This window comes from Cellulomonas palmilytica, from assembly GCF_021590045.1.
Classification (GTDB): Bacteria; Actinomycetota; Actinomycetes; order Actinomycetales; family Cellulomonadaceae; genus Cellulomonas; species Cellulomonas palmilytica.
On record NZ_CP062221.1, the window covers coordinates 590,461 to 610,285 of the forward strand.

At 76.4% G+C, this 19,825-nt stretch carries 18 protein-coding genes; 8 read left to right on the plus strand and 10 right to left on the minus strand.

Annotated elements, in window-relative coordinates; genetic code table 11:
* Positions 1 to 2: 2 nt before the first annotated feature.
* From F1D97_RS02910 to F1D97_RS02930, 5 genes are read right to left on the minus strand one after another with little or no spacing between them, the layout of a single operon-like run.
* Positions 3 to 638, minus strand: coding sequence for a hypothetical protein (locus tag F1D97_RS02910; RefSeq protein ID WP_236122237.1), 636 nt, complete (start codon positions 636 to 638; stop codon positions 3 to 5).
* A complete protein-coding gene (locus tag F1D97_RS02915; RefSeq protein WP_236122238.1) occupies positions 635 to 1,984 on the minus strand; it encodes a DUF58 domain-containing protein in 1,350 nt (449 codons plus the stop codon). The genes F1D97_RS02910 and F1D97_RS02915 overlap by 4 nt, the downstream gene beginning before the upstream one ends.
* On the minus strand, positions 1,981 to 2,967 hold the full coding sequence (locus F1D97_RS02920; protein WP_236122239.1) for an AAA family ATPase: 987 nt from the start codon (positions 2,965 to 2,967) through the stop codon (positions 1,981 to 1,983). Before F1D97_RS02920 ends, F1D97_RS02915 begins: the two co-directional genes overlap by 4 nt.
* On the minus strand, positions 2,964 to 3,635 hold the full coding sequence (locus tag F1D97_RS02925; protein WP_236122240.1) for a hypothetical protein: 672 nt from the start codon (positions 3,633 to 3,635) through the stop codon (positions 2,964 to 2,966). The genes F1D97_RS02920 and F1D97_RS02925 overlap by 4 nt, the downstream gene beginning before the upstream one ends.
* Positions 3,632 to 4,438: a DUF4129 domain-containing protein gene (locus F1D97_RS02930; protein ID WP_236122241.1), complete on the minus strand. Its 807-nt coding sequence runs from the start codon at positions 4,436 to 4,438 to the stop codon at positions 3,632 to 3,634. Before F1D97_RS02930 ends, F1D97_RS02925 begins: the two co-directional genes overlap by 4 nt.
* A 209-nt stretch (positions 4,439 to 4,647) precedes the next feature.
* On the opposite strand from F1D97_RS02930, the gene purB reads away from it, so the two are divergent.
* Both purB and F1D97_RS02940 read left to right on the plus strand, forming a co-directional pair.
* Complete coding sequence (purB, locus tag F1D97_RS02935; RefSeq protein ID WP_236122242.1) at positions 4,648 to 6,096, plus strand: adenylosuccinate lyase; 1,449 nt, start codon at positions 4,648 to 4,650, stop codon at positions 6,094 to 6,096.
* A gap of 263 nt (positions 6,097 to 6,359) precedes the next feature.
* Complete coding sequence (locus F1D97_RS02940) at positions 6,360 to 7,232, plus strand: hypothetical protein (protein WP_236122243.1); 873 nt, start codon at positions 6,360 to 6,362, stop codon at positions 7,230 to 7,232.
* 382 nt (positions 7,233 to 7,614) lie between these two features.
* Here F1D97_RS02940 and F1D97_RS02945 read toward each other — a convergent pair whose 3' ends face one another.
* On the minus strand, positions 7,615 to 8,871 hold the full coding sequence (locus tag F1D97_RS02945; RefSeq protein WP_236122244.1) for a glutamyl-tRNA reductase: 1,257 nt from the start codon (positions 8,869 to 8,871) through the stop codon (positions 7,615 to 7,617).
* Between the two features lie 57 nt (positions 8,872 to 8,928).
* On the opposite strand from F1D97_RS02945, the gene hemE reads away from it, so the two are divergent.
* The 6 genes from hemE (at position 8,929) to hemL (ending at position 16,210) form a co-directional block, all read left to right on the plus strand.
* Positions 8,929 to 9,987, plus strand: a complete 1,059-nt coding sequence (gene hemE / locus F1D97_RS02950; protein ID WP_236122245.1) for a uroporphyrinogen decarboxylase — start codon at positions 8,929 to 8,931, stop codon at positions 9,985 to 9,987.
* Positions 9,984 to 11,501, plus strand: a complete 1,518-nt coding sequence (locus F1D97_RS02955; protein WP_317618933.1) for a protoporphyrinogen/coproporphyrinogen oxidase — start codon at positions 9,984 to 9,986, stop codon at positions 11,499 to 11,501. The genes hemE and F1D97_RS02955 overlap by 4 nt, the downstream gene beginning before the upstream one ends.
* A gap of 293 nt (positions 11,502 to 11,794) precedes the next feature.
* Positions 11,795 to 12,889 carry a hydroxymethylbilane synthase gene (gene hemC / locus F1D97_RS02960; RefSeq protein WP_236122246.1) on the plus strand — a complete coding sequence of 365 codons (1,095 nt, stop codon included), beginning with the start codon at positions 11,795 to 11,797 and terminating at the stop codon, positions 12,887 to 12,889.
* Complete coding sequence (locus F1D97_RS02965; protein ID WP_236122247.1) at positions 12,886 to 13,851, plus strand: uroporphyrinogen-III synthase; 966 nt, start codon at positions 12,886 to 12,888, stop codon at positions 13,849 to 13,851. Before hemC ends, F1D97_RS02965 begins: the two co-directional genes overlap by 4 nt.
* A 101-nt stretch (positions 13,852 to 13,952) precedes the next feature.
* Complete coding sequence (hemB, locus tag F1D97_RS02970; protein ID WP_236123465.1) at positions 13,953 to 14,891, plus strand: porphobilinogen synthase; 939 nt, start codon at positions 13,953 to 13,955, stop codon at positions 14,889 to 14,891.
* On the plus strand, positions 14,888 to 16,210 hold the full coding sequence (gene hemL / locus F1D97_RS02975) for a glutamate-1-semialdehyde 2,1-aminomutase (RefSeq protein WP_236122248.1): 1,323 nt from the start codon (positions 14,888 to 14,890) through the stop codon (positions 16,208 to 16,210). Before hemB ends, hemL begins: the two co-directional genes overlap by 4 nt.
* A gap of 30 nt (positions 16,211 to 16,240) precedes the next feature.
* On the opposite strand, the gene F1D97_RS02980 is transcribed toward hemL, so the two are convergent.
* The 4 genes from F1D97_RS02980 to F1D97_RS02995 all read right to left on the minus strand — a co-directional run bounded on the left by F1D97_RS02980 (position 16,241) and on the right by F1D97_RS02995 (position 19,825).
* The gene (locus tag F1D97_RS02980) at positions 16,241 to 17,581 is read right to left on the minus strand and encodes a hypothetical protein (RefSeq protein WP_236122249.1); all 1,341 of its coding nucleotides are present in this window, start codon (positions 17,579 to 17,581) and stop codon (positions 16,241 to 16,243) included.
* Between the two features lie 150 nt (positions 17,582 to 17,731).
* Complete coding sequence (locus F1D97_RS02985) at positions 17,732 to 18,649, minus strand: sulfite exporter TauE/SafE family protein (RefSeq protein WP_236122250.1); 918 nt, start codon at positions 18,647 to 18,649, stop codon at positions 17,732 to 17,734.
* A 181-nt stretch (positions 18,650 to 18,830) separates the two neighbouring features.
* A complete protein-coding gene (locus F1D97_RS02990) occupies positions 18,831 to 19,289 on the minus strand; it encodes an RrF2 family transcriptional regulator (RefSeq protein WP_236122251.1) in 459 nt (152 codons plus the stop codon).
* Between the two features lie 86 nt (positions 19,290 to 19,375).
* Positions 19,376 to 19,825 (minus strand): RrF2 family transcriptional regulator, encoded by a 450-nt coding sequence (locus F1D97_RS02995; protein WP_236122252.1) that lies wholly within the window; start codon positions 19,823 to 19,825, stop codon positions 19,376 to 19,378.

Sequence of the window (19,825 nt, forward strand, 5' to 3'; positions counted from 1 at the left end):
CGTCAGTCCCGCGCGCGCGAGCGGGGCAGGACGAGCGCCGCGACGAGCGCCGCCGCGAGCAGCGCGACCAGGCGCCACACGTCGCTCGTCAGCTCGCGCCCCGCGACGAGCAGCGCGACGACCGCGAGCGCCTGCGCGGGCAGCTGGACGCGCGCGACCCCGGCCAGCCCGTCCAGCACCACGTCGAGCTCGACGCGCATGCGCCACGTCACGCGCGACGTCGTCGCGCACGCCCACACCGACGCGTGCACCAGCAGCACGAGCAGCATCGTCTGCACCACCGACGCGGGCGGCCCGACGAGCACGAACCCGCCCGCCGCGAGCCCCGCGACACCCACGCGCGCGCCGCCCGGCACCGCCGCGACGAGCACGCCGCCGAGCACGCACAGGCCCGCCGCGAGCAGCGACACCGGCCCGACCACCGACCACGCGACCAGCAGCATCACCGCGACGACCGCCGCGCACCCGGCCTGCAGCAGCCCGCCGGCCACGGGGCGCACGAGCACCGGCTCGGCCTCCGGCGGCTCCTTGCCCTGGAAGAACGCGGCGACCATCCCCGGGCGCCGGGCCGCCGGCCTCGTCGTCGTACTCGTCGTCGCGCTCGTCGGGCTCGCCCCGCCCGTCGTCGGACCCGTCATCGCGCACCCGCCCCCGCCCGACGCTGCGCCCGCCGCGCGAGGCCCGCGAGCGCGACCTGCGGCGCGTCCCGCCACGTCACGATCTCCACGTCCGCGTCCTCGAGCGCCGCGAGCCGGTCGGTGCGCGCCAGACGGACGAACCGCAGCGCGGTCAGCTCGCGGCGGTCCAGCAGGTGCTCGCGCACCGTCGGCAGCACGTCCACCGCGACCACCCGGTGCCCCGCCGCACGCCACTGCGCCGCGGCGTGCGCCGCCTGGTCGTCGAGGAACGTGGAGAACACCAGCACCAGCGCACCCGACGGGAGCTGCGGCGCGCGCGTGCGGCGCACCGGGTCGCCCTCGGGGCGCGTCAGCGCGAGCGCGTTGCGGATCCGATCGAGCTGACGCCGGCCCCCGCCGGGCGGCAGCGGTCGGCGGAGCGCACCCAGGTCGTCGAGTCCCACGCGGTCGCCCTGGTCGAGGTACGCCTGCGCGAGCGACGCCGCGGCCGTGCGCGCCAGGTCGAGCGACGTGGGGTCCGCACCGCGCGGGCGCATCCAGCCGCCCCACGTGCGCGGGTCGGGGCCGACCTCGTCGCGCGAGTCCACCACGAGCATCACCACGGCCTCCGCGAGCGCGTGCTCGCGGCGCACGTACAGCTCGCGCAGCTGTGGCGAGCGGCGCGCCGTGACGCGCCAGTCGATGCGACGCAGCCGGTCACCCGGCGTGTACGGGTGCACGTCGCGCAGCCCCCCGCCCTCGCCGGGCCGCCGCGACTCGTGCCCGCCGGACAGGCCGCGCAGCCGCGGCGGCAGGGGCAGCGCCGCGAGCGGCCGCACCCCGGGCAGCACGAGCGCCTCACCGGCCGCCGGGTCCGCGGGCTCCGACACGCTCGCCGTCCCCACCCCCAGGCCGAGCGCGTCGACCTCCGCGACCGTCTGCGGTCCCGTGCGCACGGTGTGCACGACGAACGGCACGTCGCGCTGCCCGTCCCGCACCGCGACCAGGGCCCGCGAGTGCGTCCGGTTGCCGCGCCGCACACCCAGCGCCACGGCGGCCGTGCCCGCGGGCGCGGCGATCCGCACCGACGTGCTCAGCTCGCCCGGCGTCGTCGTCCCGTCCGTCACGACCTCCACCTGCAGGTCACCCGTCGGGCGTGCCGTCCAGCACCACACCGCCCACACGACGAGCGGCGCACCGATCACCGCGAGGTCCGCGCGGCCCGCCCACGCGCCGAGCAGCACCATCGCGAGCCCGACGAGCGCACCCCACGTCACCGCGCGCACCCGCATCCACGCGTGCGCGTCGGGCGGCTCGACCCCGGGGCGCGGCGCGCCGGTCGACGACGAGGGCACGGGAGCGGTCATCGCGCGGCGTCCACCCGCCTCGCCGTCGTCGGGCCGGCCACCGCGCGCAGGACCTCCTCGACGATCCGCTGCGGTGCGAGGCCCGACGCCCACGCCTGCGGCGTCAGCGAGAGCCGGTGCGCGAGCGTCGCGACCGCGACCGCCTTCACGTCCTCGGGCGCCACGAAGTCCCGTCCCGCGAGCACCGCGACCGCCCGCGCGACCAGCACCAGCGCCTGCGACCCGCGCGGCGACGCCCCGACCTCGACCGCCTCGTGCCGGCGCGTCGCAGCCGCGAGGTCCACGCAGTAGCGCAGCACGTCCGGGTCGACCGGCACCGCCTCGACGCCCCGCTGCATCGCGCGCAACGTCGCCGGGTCCACGACCTGCCGCACCGGCGCTGCCTCCTGACGACGCTGCAGGCGCCGCGCGAGCACGTCGACCTCCGCGTCCCGCACCGGGTAGCCGACCGCGAGCCGCACCATGAACCGGTCGAGCTGCGCCTCCGGCAGCGGGTACGTGCCCTCGTACTCGACCGGGTTCGACGTCGCGACCACGTGGAACGGGTCCGGCAGCCTGCGCGTCACGCCGTCGACAGTGACCTGGCGTTCCGCCATCGCCTCCAGCAGCGCCGACTGCGTCTTCGGCGCCGTACGGTTGATCTCGTCCGCGAGCAGCAGCCCCGCGAACACCGGGCCGGGCCGGAACTCGAACGACGTGGTCGCCGGGTCGAACACCGACGAGCCCGTGATGTCCGACGGCAGCAGGTCGGGCGTGCACTGCACGCGGCGGAAGTCCAGGCCCAGCGCGGTCGCGAGCGAGCGCGCCGCGAGCGTCTTGCCCAGGCCCGGCACGTCCTCGAACAGCACGTGCCCGCTCGCCAGGATCGCCGCGAGCGCCACGGTCAGGGGCTCGCGCATCCCGACGACGGCCGTGGCGACCTCGTCGAGCACGGCCCGGCCGCGCTGCGCGACCTCGGGGACGGACAGCTGCGGGTCGGTCATCGGTTCCTCCCGGGAGCGGGGTGGTCGGGGGTTCGGGTCTCGTCGTGCCCGTTGGGCTCGTCGGGCAGCAGCAGGCCCGGGGTGCGGCCGTCCGCGGGGCGCGGGCCGAGCGCCTCGAGCGCCGCGAGCGCGTCCTGCAGCTCGCGGACCGTGGGCAGCGGCGACGAGCGGCGGCGCAGCGTGGCGAGCACGCGGTCGCCGAGCAGCGCGCGCAGCGCCGTCGTGTCGTCGGGCGAGGTGAGGTCCAGGCCGTGCCGCGCGAGCCGGACCGCCGCGACCTCGCGCAGCCTGCGCATCGCGCGCTCGCCCGCGCGCCCGTCACGGCCCGCCATCGACCACGCGAGGTCCTGCAGGTCACCGCGTGCACCCGCCTGGCGGCGTCGCAGCTCCGTGCCCCACTCCGGCTCGATCCCCACCGACAGGCGCCGGCACACGACGACGAGCGCCGCGACCCCGACGGCCATGACCACCGACGACCGCGCGTCCATGCCCACGGCGTACGCGACCGCGCCGCCCAGCACGAGGCCGAGCAGCACGCCCCACCAGCGGCGCAGCGCGGCCCGGAGGCCGAAGAGCTCGGGGGCGTCGTCGCCGGGCACCTCGCCGGGCGGTCGGCCGGGCGTCTCGTCGGGCGAGCCGACGGGCCTCGGGGCGCGGGGGGTCGTCATGCGCCCGCCTCGTCGTGCGTGGGCTCGTCGTGCGCGTGCTCGTCGTGCGCACGTTCGTCGTCGGCGGGCTCGTCGTCCGCAGGCTCGTCGCGCTCGTCGTCGTGCCTGCGGCGCCGGACGCCCGCGCCGATCGCCGCGAGCGCTCCACGCGCCCGCGTGACGTCGTCGGGCCGGATCTCGTGCTCCGAGAACCGCGCCGCGAGGTACAGGTCCAGCAGCACGCGGCTCGCGTCCGGGTCGGCCTCGGTCGCGTCGAGCAGGTCGAGCGTGAACTCCGTGGCGGTCTGCGCGGCGTCGCGCACCACCCCCGAGCCCTCGGCGGCGTCCTCCAGCGCGACCCACGCCGCGATCACCGCGTCACCGGGCGGCACGTCCCGGTCGAGCGCGTCGGTCGCCGCGTCGACACCGTCCGCGAGCGCGGGCCGCACCAGGTCGGCGATGTCGCCGAGCAGCACGTCGCCCGGTTCGCTGCGGTCGACGTCCGGCGGGCGGTTCGCGTTCATCCACCTGCGTGCGGCGCGCGCGAGGTACGCGCCCAGCAGCGCCAGCGCGACCAGCACCGCCACGAAGAACGCGATCTTGAGCCACGTCGCCGTGTCGCCGGACTGCTGCGCACCGTCGAACGGGGCGTCGGGCGTCGCGACGGGCTCCGGGGTGCGCGTCGGCAGGTCCAGGCCGAGGTCGAGGCGGTAGTCGGGCCGGGTCGCCGGCTGCCACGGCCCCGCGAACGCCGCGGCGACCACGGCCACGGCCACGAGCCCGCCCGCGACGACGGCCACGCGCGTCGCGTCCTGACGTGCCACCGGGCTCCGATCGTCGTGCGGGTCGTCCTCGTCGTGCGTGCCCGTGCCACGCGCACACCCTCGCCCACCGTACTGACCGCCCCTCCCGGTGGGGAGGACGCGCCTGCACGGTGGGCGGTTCACCCCGGTGTGGGTCGCCCGCGCGCCGCACGCGCCCGCACCGCGGGACGCGTCGCACGCGTGCGCGCCCGGGCTGGGATGATGGCGCCATGACCTCCGCCACCCCGGCTCCCGCACGCGTGAGCCTCGCCGACGTCACCCCCGCGATCGCGCTCGGCCCGCTCGACGGTCGCTACCGGCCCACGGTCGCGCCGCTCGTCGACCACCTGTCGGAGGCCGCGCTCAACCGGGCGCGCGTGCACGTCGAGGTCGAGTGGCTGATCCACCTGACGACGCACCAGGTCGTCCCGGGCGCCCCGGTGCTGAGCGACGCCGAGCGGGCGTACCTGCGCGGCGTGGTGGCGACGTTCGGTCCCGACGAGGTCGCCGAGCTGGCCGAGATCGAGCGCGTGACCGTGCACGACGTGAAGGCGGTCGAGTACTTCCTCAAGCGTCGGCTCGAGGCCGCGCCCGGCGTGCTCGGCGAGACCGTGCTGCCGACCGTCGGGGAGCTCGTGCACTTCGCGTGCACGAGCGAGGACATCAACAACCTGTCGTACGCGCTGATGGTGCGCGGCGCGGTGCAGGAGGTCTGGCTGCCCGCCGCGACCGCGCTCGCCGACGAGGTCGCGGCGCTCGCCCGCGAGCACGCCGAGCAGCCGCTGCTCGCCCTGACCCACGGCCAGCCCGCGACGCCGACGACGCTCGGCAAGGAGCTCGCGGTGCTCGCGCACCGCCTGCGCCGCCAGCTGCGTCGGATCGGCGCCGACGAGTTCCTCGGCAAGATCAACGGCGCGACGGGCACGTACGGCGCGCACGTCGTCGCGGTCCCGGGCGCCGACTGGCAGGAGGTCTCGCGCACGTTCGTCGAGCACCTGGGCCTGACGTGGAACCCGCTGACCACGCAGATCGAGTCGCACGACTGGCAGGCCGAGCTGTACGCGGACGTGGCGCGGTTCAACCGCGTGCTGCACAACCTCGCGACCGACGTGTGGACGTACATCTCACGCGGCGTGTTCATCCAGATCCCCGTGGCCGGGGCGACGGGCTCGTCGACCATGCCGCACAAGGTCAACCCGATCCGGTTCGAGAACGCCGAGGCGAACCTCGAGATCTCCTGCGCGCTGCTCGACACGCTCGCCGCGACGCTCGTCACCTCGCGCCTGCAGCGCGACCTGACCGACTCGACCACGCAGCGCAACATCGGTCCCGCGTTCGGGCACTCGCTGCTCGCGATCGACAACGTCCGACGAGGCCTGCGCGCCCTGTCGGTGGACGCGGCGCTGCTCGAGCGCGAGCTCGACCAGAACTGGGAGGTGCTGGGCGAGCCCGTGCAGTCGGCGATGCGCGCGGCGTCGGTCGCGGGCGTCACCGGCATGGAGAACCCGTACGAGCGGCTCAAGGAGCTCACGCGCGGACGCCGGCTCACCGCTGACGACATGCGCGAGTTCATCGGGGGCCTCGGGCTGCCCGCGGACGTGGCCGAGCGGCTCGCGGCCCTGACGCCCGGCGCCTACACGGGCCTGGCCGCGGCGCTCGTCGCACACCTCGACGACTGACCTCGCCGCCGCGTCCACGCGGCACGTGTCACCGCGGCCCGGCCGGTCCGGTGTGTGCTGAGTTGTGAGGATTGTCACACTTTCGGGGAACGGAAACGGTTCCGACCGTGGTCGCGCTACCACTTCCGGGTGGGACGACCTGGACATGTGATCGGATTCCTTGCAGAATCGGGCCCGATCCGTCCGAATTACCCGTTCCGCAGGCCTCGGTCACCCGGACCTCGAACGGCACCGTCATCCCCCAGTCGGTAGGCGAGGCCGCCATGACCCTCATGCAGAAGGCGATCACACCCGCGCTCTCTCGGGCTCACCTCGAGGACGGCTACGACCGCATGGCCGGGTACGTCGTGCGCGCCGAGGACGTCGCGTTCGCGACGACGCCCGCCCAGCTGTTCGAGGTCCACGGCCTCGGGTACCCGGGCTCCCCGTTCCGCCCGGACGCGCACTACATCGACCTGCTCCGGTTCGAGTCCGGGCCCCAGCTGCAGTACCGCGACGTCCCCGGGTACATCGTGCCGCTGTGGTGGCTGCGCCACTCGCGCATCACGCCCGGCGCCGAGCTCGTCCGCGTGTTCTCCGACGGCTCCGCGACGCTGCTCGCACGCTACGGCGACGTGGGCACCGGCTGGTCCGCGACCCACCTCGGCCACCGCCCCGCGCTCGCGTCGCTGTCCCGCTGCGTCGGCCCCGTCGCCAAGTGGCACAGCGCCTACCTCGAGGCCGACGTCGTCGACGGCGGGCAGACCGTCGTCCTGGCGCTCGCCAACCCGCCGCTCGCCGAGACCGGCTTCCACCAGGCGCCGTCCGGCCGCTGGTTCCGCCGGGTGCCGCGCGAGGACGTCTCCGAGCTGTTCGAGCTCGACCTCACCGCGCGCTGGAACGGCCTCGCCGTGCGCGTCGTCGACCAGTGGCAGGACGCGCAGCGGTACGTCGTCGCGCGCATCTCGCACCTCGGAGACGACCTCGACCACGCCGAGCACCTGCGCCTCGACCGCGTCGAGGCCGGCGTGTACGAGTCGGTGGTCTACGCCGCCGAGCTCACCGACATCCAGACCAACCAGGTGGTGCCCCACACCTGGTCGCCCGGGCCGTCGCGCGCGCTGCGCCGCCCGGTCACCACGCAGTCCTACTCCTGACCCGCTGACGGACCCACAGTCCGGCTCACCCGTCCGGCTCACTGACTGACCCACCGGCTCGCGGCATCCTTCCCCGCCCGAGCACCACAGAACGGCCGTCCCCCGGGACGGCCGTTCGCCTTCCCGGCGCGCGGCCACCTCCCGTGCCGCGCCCGAGGTCGGCCTCGTCGTCGCGAGCCCGCGATCCCTCCGGGTATCCGGGCCCAGAGACGGAGCAACCACGGCGTCGACGAGCAACCTCCCGACGGGACCGCGGTACCTCCGGGTATCCGAGGTCGAAGCCGGAGCAAACCATGGGGTCGGCTCGTCGTCGCGGGGTCGGACCGTCGTCGCGGGGTCGGGTTCGTCGTCGCGGGAGGGGGATGCGATCGGGGTGGGTGGGTCAGGCGGGGACGGGGAGGGGTGGGGGGGTGATGGCGGCGAGCTCGGCGAGGGCCGCGGCGTAGGCCGCGGTGTCTCCGGCGCGGGCCGCCTCGCGCGCGCGGACCGTCGGGCCGTGGAGCGCGGCGCGGGCACGGCGGCGCAGGGCCCGCGCGGTGCGCTCGTCGCGCTCGTCGTCGGGCAGCGCGGACAGCGCCGCCTCCAGACCGCCCAGGACACGCGACCGCTCCGCGAGCACCGCGGGGTTCCACTCGCGCACGCGGCGGTCGGCCTCGTACGCGGCGGCGGCCCTCTCGACGAGGTCGCGCGCCTCGAGCACCGCGCCGTGCTCGGCAGGGGCGTGCTGCGCGACGGTGGTCAGCGACACGAGCCGGACGCCGGGCAGCTCGCGCACGCCCGGGTCGACGTCGTGGCGCAGCGCGAGGTCCACGACGGTGAGCGGGTGCGCGGTGCCGGTCCGGGCGGCCGCGAGCGCGTCGACCGTGAGCACCGCGCCGGCGGCGCCGGAGCACGCGACCACCAGGTCGACGCCCGCGAGCTCGGCGGCGAGGTCGGCGCCCGCTGGCACGGCCGCGACGCCGCGCGCGGCGGCGAACACCTTCGCGCGGCCGCTCGGGGAGTAGACGCGCACGTCGCGGCAGCCGCGGGACTTCAGGGCGGCGAGCGACGCGCCCGCGTAGGAGCCGGTGCCGATGAGCACGCACCGGACCTGCGACCACGGGACCAGGTCGCGCTCGGCGATGTCGAGCGCGACGCCGACGACCGACCGCCCGGTGGCGCCGAGCCCCGTGCGGCCCTCGACCTTGCGCGACACGCGCGACGCCGCCTGGAACAGGGACTCGAGCGCGCTCGTCGTCGTGCCGTCCTTGCGGGCCGTGGTGAGCGCGCGGCGCACCTGCCCCGCGATCTCCCGCTCGCCGACGACCATCGACTCGAGCCCGCTCGCGACCGCGAACAGGTGCGCGGCGGAGTCGGTGCCGGTGTGCACGGCCAGGTGCTCGGCGACGCGCGTGGGGTCGTAGCCGGAGCGGGCCGCGACCGTCGCGGCGACGGCGGCGCGGGCCTCGGGTGCGTGCTCGGCGTCCGCGACGTCCAGGTACAGCTCGAACCGGTTGCACGTCGCGAGCACGACGGCACCGGTGATGGAGGGGGACGCGCCGACGAGCTCGCGGCCCACGGCGTGCACGTCCGACGAGAGACGCTCGAGCACCCCGAGGTCGAGATCGCGGTGCGACGCGACGAGGGACAGCAGCACCACGTGCCCGATTCAACCACCCGTCCCGCAGTGCCCGGAAATGTCAGGCACAATCGACCCGTGCTTTCTGCAGGTCATCCGCTCGTCGACGGGCGCACGTCACATTCCTCGCTCGTGGCCGCGTATTCGAAAGAGCGCCCCGAGCGCCTTCCGGTGTGGTTCATGCGCCAGGCCGGCCGCTCGCTGCCCGAGTACCGCGCGCTGCGGGTGGGCACCGCGATGCTCGACGCGTGCCTCGACCCGGCGCTCGCGTCCGAGATCACGTTGCAGCCCGTGCGGCGGCACGGCGTGGACGCGGCGATCTTCTTCTCGGACATCGTGGTGCCGCTGCGGCTCGCGGGTGTCGACGTGGAGATCAAGCCGGGCGTCGGGCCGGTCATGGGTGCGCCGGTGCGCACGGCCGACGACGTCGCGCGGCTGGCGGAGCTGACGCTGTCCGACGAGGCGCTCGCCCCGGTCACCGAGGGTGTCGCGCGCACGGTCGCCGAGCTCGGGAGCACGCCGCTCATCGGGTTCGCGGGTGCGCCGTTCACGCTCGCCGCGTACCTGGTCGAGGGCGGGCCGTCGCGCGACCACCTGGCGGCCCGTGCGCTCATGCACTCCGACCCGCCGACGTGGCACGCGCTGACGGCGTGGGCCGCGCACGTCACGGGCGCGTTCCTGCGGGCGCAGGTGCTCGCGGGCGCGTCCGCCGCGCAGCTGTTCGACTCGTGGGCGGGTGCGCTGTCGCTCGCCGACTACACGGCGCACGTCGCACCGTCGTCGTCGCGCGCGCTGGGCGCGGTGCGGGACCTGGGCGTGCGGACCGTGCACTTCGGCACGGGCACGGGCGAGCTGCTCGCGGCGATGCGCGACGTGGGCGCTGACGTCGTGGGCGTCGACTACCGGATCCCGCTCGACGAGGCGTCGCGCCGGCTCGGGGGCACCACGCCCGTCCAGGGCAACATCGACCCCGCGTTGCTCGCGGCGCCGTGGCCGGTGCTCGAGGCGCACGTCCGTGACGTGGTGGAGCGGGGCCGGTCGGCTCCGGCGCACGTGGTGAACCTGGGGCACGGCGTTCCGCCGAGCACCGACCCGGCGGTGCTGACGCGCGTCGTCGAGCTGGTCCACTCGCTGTGACCGCCGCCGCCGAGGGCCCGGCGCCCGCTGTCGGACGCGCTGTCTCACGTGCGGTCGGACGCGCGGTCGAGCCGGCCGGCGAGGCCGCCGACGAGAAGGCCGCCGAGCAGTGGGACGCCGTGGTCGTCGGCGGGGGCCTCGCGGGTCTGGTGGCGGCGCGGGAGCTGGTGCGCGGGGGGCTGCGCACGCTCGTCGTCGAGGGGCGCGACGCGGTCGGGGGCGCGGTGCGCGGGCACGTCGTCGCAGGTCTCGAGCTCGACGCGGGCGCGGAGTCGTTCGCGACGCGCGGCGGGACGGTCGCGGCGTACCTGGACGAGCTGGGGATCGGGGACCGCGTGGTGGCACCGAGCGGGCTCGGCTCCTGGGTGCACCTGCCGTCGGGGGACGGCCCGCTGCCGCAGACGGGGCTGCTGGGCATCCCGTCGCAGCCGTGGGCGGCGGACGTGCGGCGCACGCTGGGCGTCCTCGGCGCGGCGCGTGCGGCGCTCGACCTGGTGCTGCCCGCGCGCGTGGCGGCGGGCGCCACGACGCTCGGCGGGCTCGTGCGGGCGCGCATGGGCGCGCGCGTGGTCGACCGGCTCGTGCGGCCCGTGGTGGGCGGCGTGCACGCCGCGGAGCCCGACGAGCTCGCGGTCGACGCGGTCGCGCCCGCGCTGCCCGCCGCGGTGAGGGAGTCCCGTTCGCTCGCGCGGGCCGTGCGGTCGCTGCGCGCCGCGGCGCCCGCGGGCTCGGCCGTGCAGGGCCTGGACGGCGGCGTGCACGTGCTGGTCGAGACGCTCGCCGCGCAGGTCTCGAACGGTGGCGGCACCATCCGCGCGCGCACCCGTGCGACGGCCGCACGGCCCGCCGACGACGAGCCGGGCGAGGTGCTGGTCACGCTCGCCGACGGCAGCAGCGTGCGGACCGGGCGTCTCGTCGTCGCGGGACCGCAGGCGCTCGACGTGCTCGCCGGCGTGCTCGACCTGGGCGACGTGGCGCTCGACGAGGGCGCGGACGTGCGCCTCGTGACGCTCGTGCTCGACGCCCCCGCGCTGGACGCCGCGCCGCGCGGCACGGGCGTGCTCGTCGGACGGGACGTGACGGACGTGCGCGCGAAGGCGCTGACGCACGCGACGGCGAAGTGGCCGTGGCTCGCGCGGCGCGCACCGGCGGGACGGCACGTGGTGCGGCTGTCGTACGGCCGGGCCGACGAGGAGGTCGCGGCCGGGCCGGGGCTCGGCGACCCGGGCGCGCTCGTGGCGCTGGCGCTCGCCGACGCGTCGGTGCTGCTCGGTGTGCCGGTGCGCGACGAGCAGGTGGTCGCGACGTCGGTGGTGCGCTGGACGCAGGCGCTGCCGCGGCCCAGCGCGCGGCACCGCGACGCGGTCGCGACGGTCCGCGCGGCGCTCGCCGCTGCGCGGCCGGGCGGTGCGCGCGTCGCGGCGTGCGGAGCGTGGCTTGCGGGCAACGGGCTCGCGTCGGTGATCCCGGACGCGGTCGCCGCCGGGCGCGCGGTCCTGACGCCGGAGCTCTGACCCCGGGACGCTGGATCCGGGACGCCGACACCTCAGCGCCGGCGCCGGGCGCGCACGTCCTCACCACCCAGCCTGCGGCCGGTCCGGGTCTGAGGCGTTTCGTCGAGACATTGTTCTGACAACTTGTCGGGTCCGGGTCACACATTTCCTGGCGTCGCGTGGTGAGGGTCACCTGACAATTCCTGGTGGGCACGCAGAAATGCACGGTCCGGCATTGTTCTGACATCCCGTCAGCACGCGCGGGCGGAGACGGGATTTCGACATCCGCGCGGACGACGGGGGAGACTGCAGGCATGTCGGTGGTCCGGATCGGTACCCGCGCGTCCACGCTCGCGCTCACGCAGACGGGGCACGTGGCCGACGCGCTCGCGCGGCTCGGCGGCTTCGAGGTCGAGACCGTGCACGTGCGCACCGACGGCGACCGGCTCACCGGCAGCCTCGCGACCCTCGGCGGCACGGGCGTGTTCGTGACGGCGTTGCGCGACGCGCTGCTCGACGGCCGCTGCGACGTCGCCGTGCACTCGCTCAAGGACCTGCCGACCGCACCCGCGCCCGGCCTCACGATCGCGGCCGTCCCGCTGCGCGAGGACCCGCGCGACGTGCTGTGCGCGCGGGACGGCCTCACGCTGAGCGAGCTGCCCCCCGGCGCACGCGTCGGGACCGGCTCGCCGCGCCGCGCAGCGCAGCTGCTCGCCGCGCGACCGGACCTCGAGGTCGTCGACATCCGCGGCAACGTCGACACGCGTCTCGGCCGGGTCGCGGGCTCGGCGTCGGGACCCGGGGACCTCGACGCCGTGGTGCTCGCACGCGCCGGGCTCGCGCGCCTCGGGCGGCTCGACGCCGTGACCGAGGCGCTCGACCCGCAGGTCATGCTCCCCGCGCCCGGTCAGGGCGCGCTCGCCGTCGAGGTGCGCACGGCCGCCCTCGCCGACCCGCCCACGCCGGTCCTCGCGGCCCTCGCGACCGCGCTCGCCGCACTCGACCACCGGCCGACCCGCCTCGCGGTCGCCGCCGAGCGCGCGCTGCTCGCGCGGCTCGAGGCCGGGTGCGCCGCACCGGTCGGCGCGTTCGCGCGGGTCGAGGGCGCGCGGCTCGACGTCGAGGCCGTCGTGGCCCGCACCGACGGCACCCGGCTCCTGCGGCACGGCCTGACGAGCTGGGCCGTCGTCGTCCGCGAGGTCGCGCCCGACCAGCCGTCGGGCACGGACATCACACCCGGAGGCACCGCGACCGGAGGCACCGCACCCACGGGCGCCGCACCCGAGGCCGACGAGGTCCGCGTGCCGGAGCACACCGAGGAGGGTGCGGCGACGTGCGGCGCGGACCTCGCCGACCTGCTGCTGGAGATGGGTGCCGCGGAGCTCGCCCCGGTGGGCCCGGCCTCGTGACCACGTCCGACGACGAGCGCCCCACGACCGCCGCGGCGCGGCACGGGACCGCGGGCCTCACGACGGGGACGAGCGACCAGGTCGGTGCGGCCGCCGCGGCACCCGCCGGGTGGCGCGTGCTCGTGCCGCGGCCGACCGCCGGGCAGTCCGGCGCGGTGATCGCGCTCGCCGCGGTCGGCGCCGAGCCCGTGCTCGTCCCGCTCATCGCGATCGACCCCCCCGAGGACACGGCCCGCGTCGACGACGCGCTGCTCGCGCTCGGCTCGGGCTGGTACCGCTGGCTCGTCGTGACGAGCGGCGCCGCGGTCCCCGTGCTCGACGCGCGCGCCCGCGCGGCCGGGCGACCGCTCGCGACGCTCGTCGCCGACGGGGACGTGCGGGTCGCCGCCGTCGGGCCGGGCACCGCACGCGCGCTGCGCGACGCGGGGGTCGACACCGACCTCACGCCGCGCGGGCCGTCGACGGGCGCGAACCTCGCCGCGCAGTGGCCGTCGGCCGACCCGCACGACCACCCCACCGGCCTCGCCCGGCCCGCGCGCGTGCTGTTCGCGCGCGGCGACCTCGCGGCGTCGACCGTCGCCGACGGCCTGCGGGCCCGCGGCTGGCAGGTCGACGAGGTGGTGGCCTACCGCACGGTCACGGCACCGCCCCCGCCCGACGACGTGCGCGACGACTGGCGCACGGGCGCGATCCGGGCCGCGCTGCTCACGTCGGCGAGCACGGTGCGCGCGCTCGTCGAGCACCTCGGGCCGCCGCCCGCGAGCACGCTGCTCGTCGCGATCGGCCCGACCACCGCCGCCGAGGCCCACCGCCTCGGCCTGCCGCTCGCCGCGACCGCCGCCGAGCAGACGATGACCGGCCTCGTCGGCGCCCTCGTGGACGCCGCTCGCTCGTCGGACGGCTTCGTCGTCCCCCCGCCCGTCCGGGAAGATGGGCGAACCGGACACCAGGAGACACCGTGACCACCGAACCCACCGGACGCCCGACCGGACGCCCGACCGAGCGCCCGACCGTCGCCGGACCCGGGCGCGTCCGCCCCCGTCGCCTGCGCACGACCGGGGCGATGCGCCGGCTCGTGCGCGAGGTCGACCTGCACCCGCGCCAGCTCGTGCTGCCGGTCTTCGTGCGCGAGGGAATCGATGTGCCCCGTCCGATCACGTCGATGCCGGGCGTCCAGCAGCACACGCTCGACTCGCTCAAGGGCGCGCTCGCCCAGGCGGCCGACGCCCGTCTGGGTGGCGTGATGCTGTTCGCCGTCCCGCAGGTGCGCGACGCGGTCGGCAGCCAGGCGACCGCGCCCGACGGCATCCTCAACCGGGCGATCGCGGTCGCCGCGGCCGAGGTGGGCGACGCGCTCGTCGTGCAGGCGGACCTGTGCCTCGACGAGTTCACCGACCACGGCCACTGCGGCGTGCTCACCCCCGACGGGCGCGTCGACAACGACGCGACGCTCGTGCGGTACGCGGACATGGCGCTCGCGCAGGCCGCCGCGGGGGCGCACCTCGTGGGGCTGTCCGGGATGATGGACGGCCAGGTCGCCGTGGTGCGGGACGCGCTGGACGCCGCCGGGTACGACGAGGTCGCGGTGCTGGCCTACGCGGCGAAGTACGCGAGCGCGTTCTACGGCCCGTTCCGCGAGGCCGTCGAGTCGCAGCTGCACGGCGACCGGCGGACCTACCAGATGGACCCCGCGAACCGGCGCGAGGCGGCCCGCGAGGTCGCGATCGACGTGGGCGAGGGGGCCGACGTCGTCATGGTCAAGCCCGCCATGTCCTACCTGGACGTGCTCGCCGACGTCGCCGCGGCCAGTCCCGTACCGGTTGCGGCCTATGCCGTGTCCGGCGAGTACGCCATGATCGAGGCTGCCGCGGCGGCCGGGTGGATCGAGCGCGAACGGGCGATTCGGGAGTCCGTGCTCAGCATCCGCCGCGCGGGTGCCGATTCTGTCCTCACGTACCACGCGACGGAGCTGGCCGGATGGCTGGCGGAGGAGTACCGATGAGCCCGACGAACGCCGAGGTGTTCGCCCACGCGCAGGCCGTGATCCCTGGCGGGGTCAGCTCGCCCGTGCGTGCGTACGGGTCGGTCGGCGGCACGCCGCCGTTCCTCGCGTCCGCGCGCGGCGCGTACGTGACCGACGTCGAGGGCCGCGAGTACGTGGACCTCGTCGGGTCGTGGGGGCCGGCGCTGCTGGGGCACGCGCACCCCGAGGTCGTCGCCGCCGTGCAGGAGGCCGCCGCGCGCGGCCTGAGCTTCGGGGCGCCGACGACGACCGAGGTCGAGCTCGTCGACGCCGTACGCTACCGCGTGCCCGCCGCCGAGCAGGTCCGTCTCGTGTCGACCGGCACCGAGGCGACCATGACGGCGCTGCGGCTCGCACGCGGCTACACGGGCCGCGACCTCGTCGTGAAGTTCGCCGGCTGCTACCACGGGCACGTCGACGCGCTGCTCGCGCAGGCCGGGTCCGGTGTCGCGACGCTCGCGCTGCCCGGGTCCGCGGGCGTCTCGTCGGCCGTCGCCGCCGAGACGATCGTCCTGCCGTACAACGACGCCGACGCCGTGCGCGACGCGTTCGCGCAGCACGGCTCGCGCATCGCGGCCGTCATCACCGAGGCCGCGCCCGCCAACATGGGCGTCGTCCCGCCCGCGCCCGGCTTCAACGCCGAGCTGCGGGAGATCACCCACGAGCACGGCGCGCTGCTCATCCAGGACGAGGTCCTCACCGGGTTCCGCGCCGGCTACTCCGGCTGGTGGGGGCTCGAGGGCCTACGCGAGGGCTGGTCGCCCGACCTGTTCACGTTCGGCAAGGTCATCGGCGGCGGCCTGCCCGTCGCCGCGGTCGGCGGCCGCCGCGACGTGATGCACCAGCTCGCGCCGCTCGGCCCCGTCTACCAGGCCGGCACGCTGTCCGGGAACCCCGTCGCCACCGCGGCGGGCCTCGCGACGCTGCGGCTCGCGGACGCCGAGGTGTACCGGCACGTCGACGAGGCCGCCGCGCGCCTGCGCGACTCCGTCACCAAGGCCCTCGCCAACGCGGGCGTGCCGCACGCGCTGCAGTGGGCCGGGTCGCTGTTCTCGATCGCGTTCGGCGACGAGGTCGCCGAGCACGGTGTGCGGGACTACGCCGCGGTGCTCGGGTCCGAGCACTGGCGGTACGCGCCGTTCTTCCACGCGCTGCTCGACGCGGGGATCTCCGCGCCGCCGTCCGCGTTCGAGGCGTGGTTCGTCTCGGCCGCGCACGACGACGCGGCGCTCTCGCGCATCGAGGACGCCCTGCCGGCCGCCGCGCAGGCCGCCGCGCAGGCGACCCCGCCCGCCTGACCCGCCCGCCTGACCCGCCCGCCTGACCCGTCAGCGCACCAACCGCGCGTCGGGGGCGATCGCCGCGTCCGCGGGCGGCTCGTCGGTGCGCGCCGCTCGGCGCGTCGGCTCGTCGGTGCGCGCCGCTCGGCGCGTCGGCTCGTCGGCGGTCGACTCGTCGGCGGTCGACTCATCGGCGGTCGGTCCGTCGGCGGTCGGTTCGTCGGGCGTGAGCAGGTCTCGGGCGACCGGGACGACGCGGTCGAACCAGCGGGTCTCCGCGAGGTCGTAGGCGAGCAGCCCGGCCAGCGCGGCCGCGCGCTCGTCGCCGACCGCGTGCGGGGCGCCGAGCGCCTCGTCGGCGAACGCACGCCCCGGGTGCGCGCTCAGCGCGACGCCCAGGCGCGCGAACGGCAGCTCGAGCTCCCACCAGGTCGTGCCCGTGGCCTCGTGCTCGTGCACCCGCAGGCCGGTCGCGTGCCGCACGAGCGGCTCGAGCACACGCAGGCGCCACGCGCCGTCGAGCCGGAGCGCGTCGGCGGCGGGGCCGGGCAGCGTCCGCAGGGAGTCGCGCACGGGGACCAGCCACGTCGTGTCGCACGCGCTCGACTCCTCCCGGCCGGGGCGCGGCTGGTGCTGGTGGTGCGGGCGGAACACGCCACGGTCGTGCGAGCGGGACCCACCCGCGTCCGACGACCCCGCGGGCAGGCCGCGCACGAACGTCCGGGCGTGCCGCGCGGTCAGCCGCGCGCGGGGGCGCATGTCCGACGCCAGCACCGGCAGCGCGGCGAGCGACCGCAGCCAACGGGCCGTCAGGTCGAGGCGCCGCTCCTGCACCCGGCCGACGAACGCGCGCTCGTCGAGCCCGGCGGCGCTCGCGCTCAGGTGCAGCGGGTCGCGGGGGAGCACGCCCGCGAGCAACTCGCGCACGCGCGGGCCGAGGTCGACCGTCGTCGTGCCCGGGGCGCGCGGCGTGACGTCGAGGCCGTCGGGCAGCAGGTCGAGCCGAGCCGCGACGCCCCCGCACGCGGACATGCTCTCGAACCGCACGAGACCGTCACCGGTGGTGAGGAACGGGTCGGCGTGCTCGACGAGGTCGGCGAGGTCGTCGTGCGCGTCGCGGTCGGTGCGAGCGCCGGTGCGCGAACCGGTACGCGAACCGGTACGTGAACCGGTGCCGGAACCGTCATGGGGGCCCGAGGGGGACACGGGCTCGTCGTAGCGGGACGCCGCGACGCGCGCGACGAGGAGCAGCGCCGCCGCGACGACGTCGGCGCGCTGCACGGAGCCGTCGACGAACGTGCGCCGCTCACTCGTCGCGAGCCCGAGGTGCGCGCCGACGCGCTCGACTCGGAGGCCGGAACGCCCCGCGTACCGGAAGGCGACCTCCACCGCATCCACACGGGTGATGTCGGCACCCCGAAGGTCACAGTTGAGTCACGGCCCCGGGTGGTTCCCGCCCGGAGCAGCACTGCTGTGCTCGACGGGTGGCGGAGGTCGCACCCGACCAGACGTGCTCCACCCGTCCGGTCGGGGCCGGGGTCAGGCCTCGACGAGCTCGGGGGTGGGCTCGGCGGCGGCGCGCTCCGCGGCGCGCTCGGCGCGGTACGCGCGCACCGACCAGGCGATCGCGGCGGCCCAGACCACGGCGACCAGGCCCAGGATCCACGCCTGCGCGGGCGTGCCGCCGAGGCCGACGGCGTCGGAGCGCAGGATCGTGCGGGTGTTGGTCAGGACGATCATGCCGCCGACGGCCGACCCGAGCAGGCGCGGCGGGATGATCCGCACGAGCCACGCGGCGATGGGCGCCGCGATCAGCCCGCCGACGAGCAGCGCGAGCACCCAGCGCACGTCGATGCCCTGCGAGCCGAGCGAGAACAGGAAGCCGAGCGACGCGGCGAGCGCCACGAGGAACTCGGACGTGTCGATCGATCCGATGACCTTGCGCGGCTCCATGCGCCCGGACGCGAGCAGCGCGGGCGTGCCGACCGGTCCCCAGCCGCCGCCGCCGGTCGCGTCGACGAAGCCCGCGAACAGGCCGAGCGGCGCGAGGAACCGCTTGCGCACGGGCTGGCCGATCCGGTCCTTGCGGAGCCCCTTGAACGTGAAGCGCACGAGGATGTACGTGCCCAGCGCGAGCAGGATGCCGGACATCACGGGCGCGGCGGAGTCGGTCGCGACGCGGGACAGGACGGTCGCGCCGAGGAACGCCCCGATCGCGCCGGGGATGCCGACGCGCCGCACGACGCGCCAGTCGACGTTCCCGAACTTCCAGTGCGAGACGCCGGACGCGAGCGTGGTGCCGATCTCGGCGAGGTGCACGGTCGCGGACGCTGCGGCCGGGTTGGTGCCGATCGCGAGCAGGAGCGTGCTGGACGTGACCCCGTACGCCATGCCGAGCGAGCCGTCGACGAGCTGTGCCGCGAGGCCGACGACGGCCAGGAGCAGGAGCTGCGGCATGAGCGGGGTCCTTCGCGAGCGGCGGGTGGGTCGGGCGCCGGGTCAGGAGGGTGCCGTGCGGGGCGCGCGAGGCGACGCACAGCGGGCGGAACCGACAACTCGATAATCCCGACCCGGGAACTCGATATTCAAGACGTGTCCATCATGCAAGACGCACCGCGCTCCCGTCAGCCGTTCCGCGTCAGGGGTTCTCCCACGCGTCGGCACGGCCGAGCATCGCCTGCACCGGCGCCGGGAGGTCACCCGCGACCAGCGCAGCGATCGTCACCTCGTCGAGCACGTCGCGCACCGCGACGCGCAGCGCGACCCACACGTCCAGGAGCGCCGCGGCCGAGCCCTCGTACGTGAGCGACGGCGGGCGCTCGTCGCGCACCGTGACGAGCGGGCCCTCGGCGGCGCGCATGACGTCCGCGAGGGTGATCTGGTCCGCGGGCCGCGCGAGCCGGTACCCGCCCGAACGCCCGCGCACGCTCACGACCACGCCGCCGCGGCGCAGGTCGCCCAGGATCCGCTCGAGGAAGCTCGTCGGAAGCCCCTGACCGACCGCGAGGGTCTCGACCGCGACGGGGTCGCCCTGCGGGCTCGCCGCCAGCTCCGCGCACGCCCGCACCGCATAGTCCGCCTTCGCCGAGACCCGCATGCCGACCATTGTGCCGCCCGCGGGTCTCGCGCCCGCACCGCGCCGCGCGCGCGACCTGCGGGATCCGCCGGTGGTCGTCGGCCGCGTCAGCCCGCCGCGCTCTCCCGGACCTCCGGGACGCTGCCCGCGAACCGACCTGCGAGCAGGTCGGCGAGCGTCACACGGTCGAGCACACCGTGCAGCGTGTCGTCGATCGCGCCCCACAACGTCGGCAGGTGCTGCGCGACGCCGCGGTACACCAACCGGTCCGGCGGGGCCGCCCGCACGGTGACGAACGGCCCCTCCAGCGCCGCGACCACGGGCCCGACGAGCACCTCGTCCGCCGGCCGCGCGAGCTGGAACCCGCCCCGTGCACCCCGCTTGGAGACCACGTACCCGAGCTTGCGGAGCTCGGTGAGGATCTGCTCGGCGTACTCGCGGGGCAGGTCCTGCTCGGTCGACAGCGCCTCGGCCGTCACGAGGTCCGGCGAGCGCTCGGCGAGGAGCAGCAGCGCGCGGACGGCGTAGTCCACCTTGGCGGAGATGTGCACGGGCAT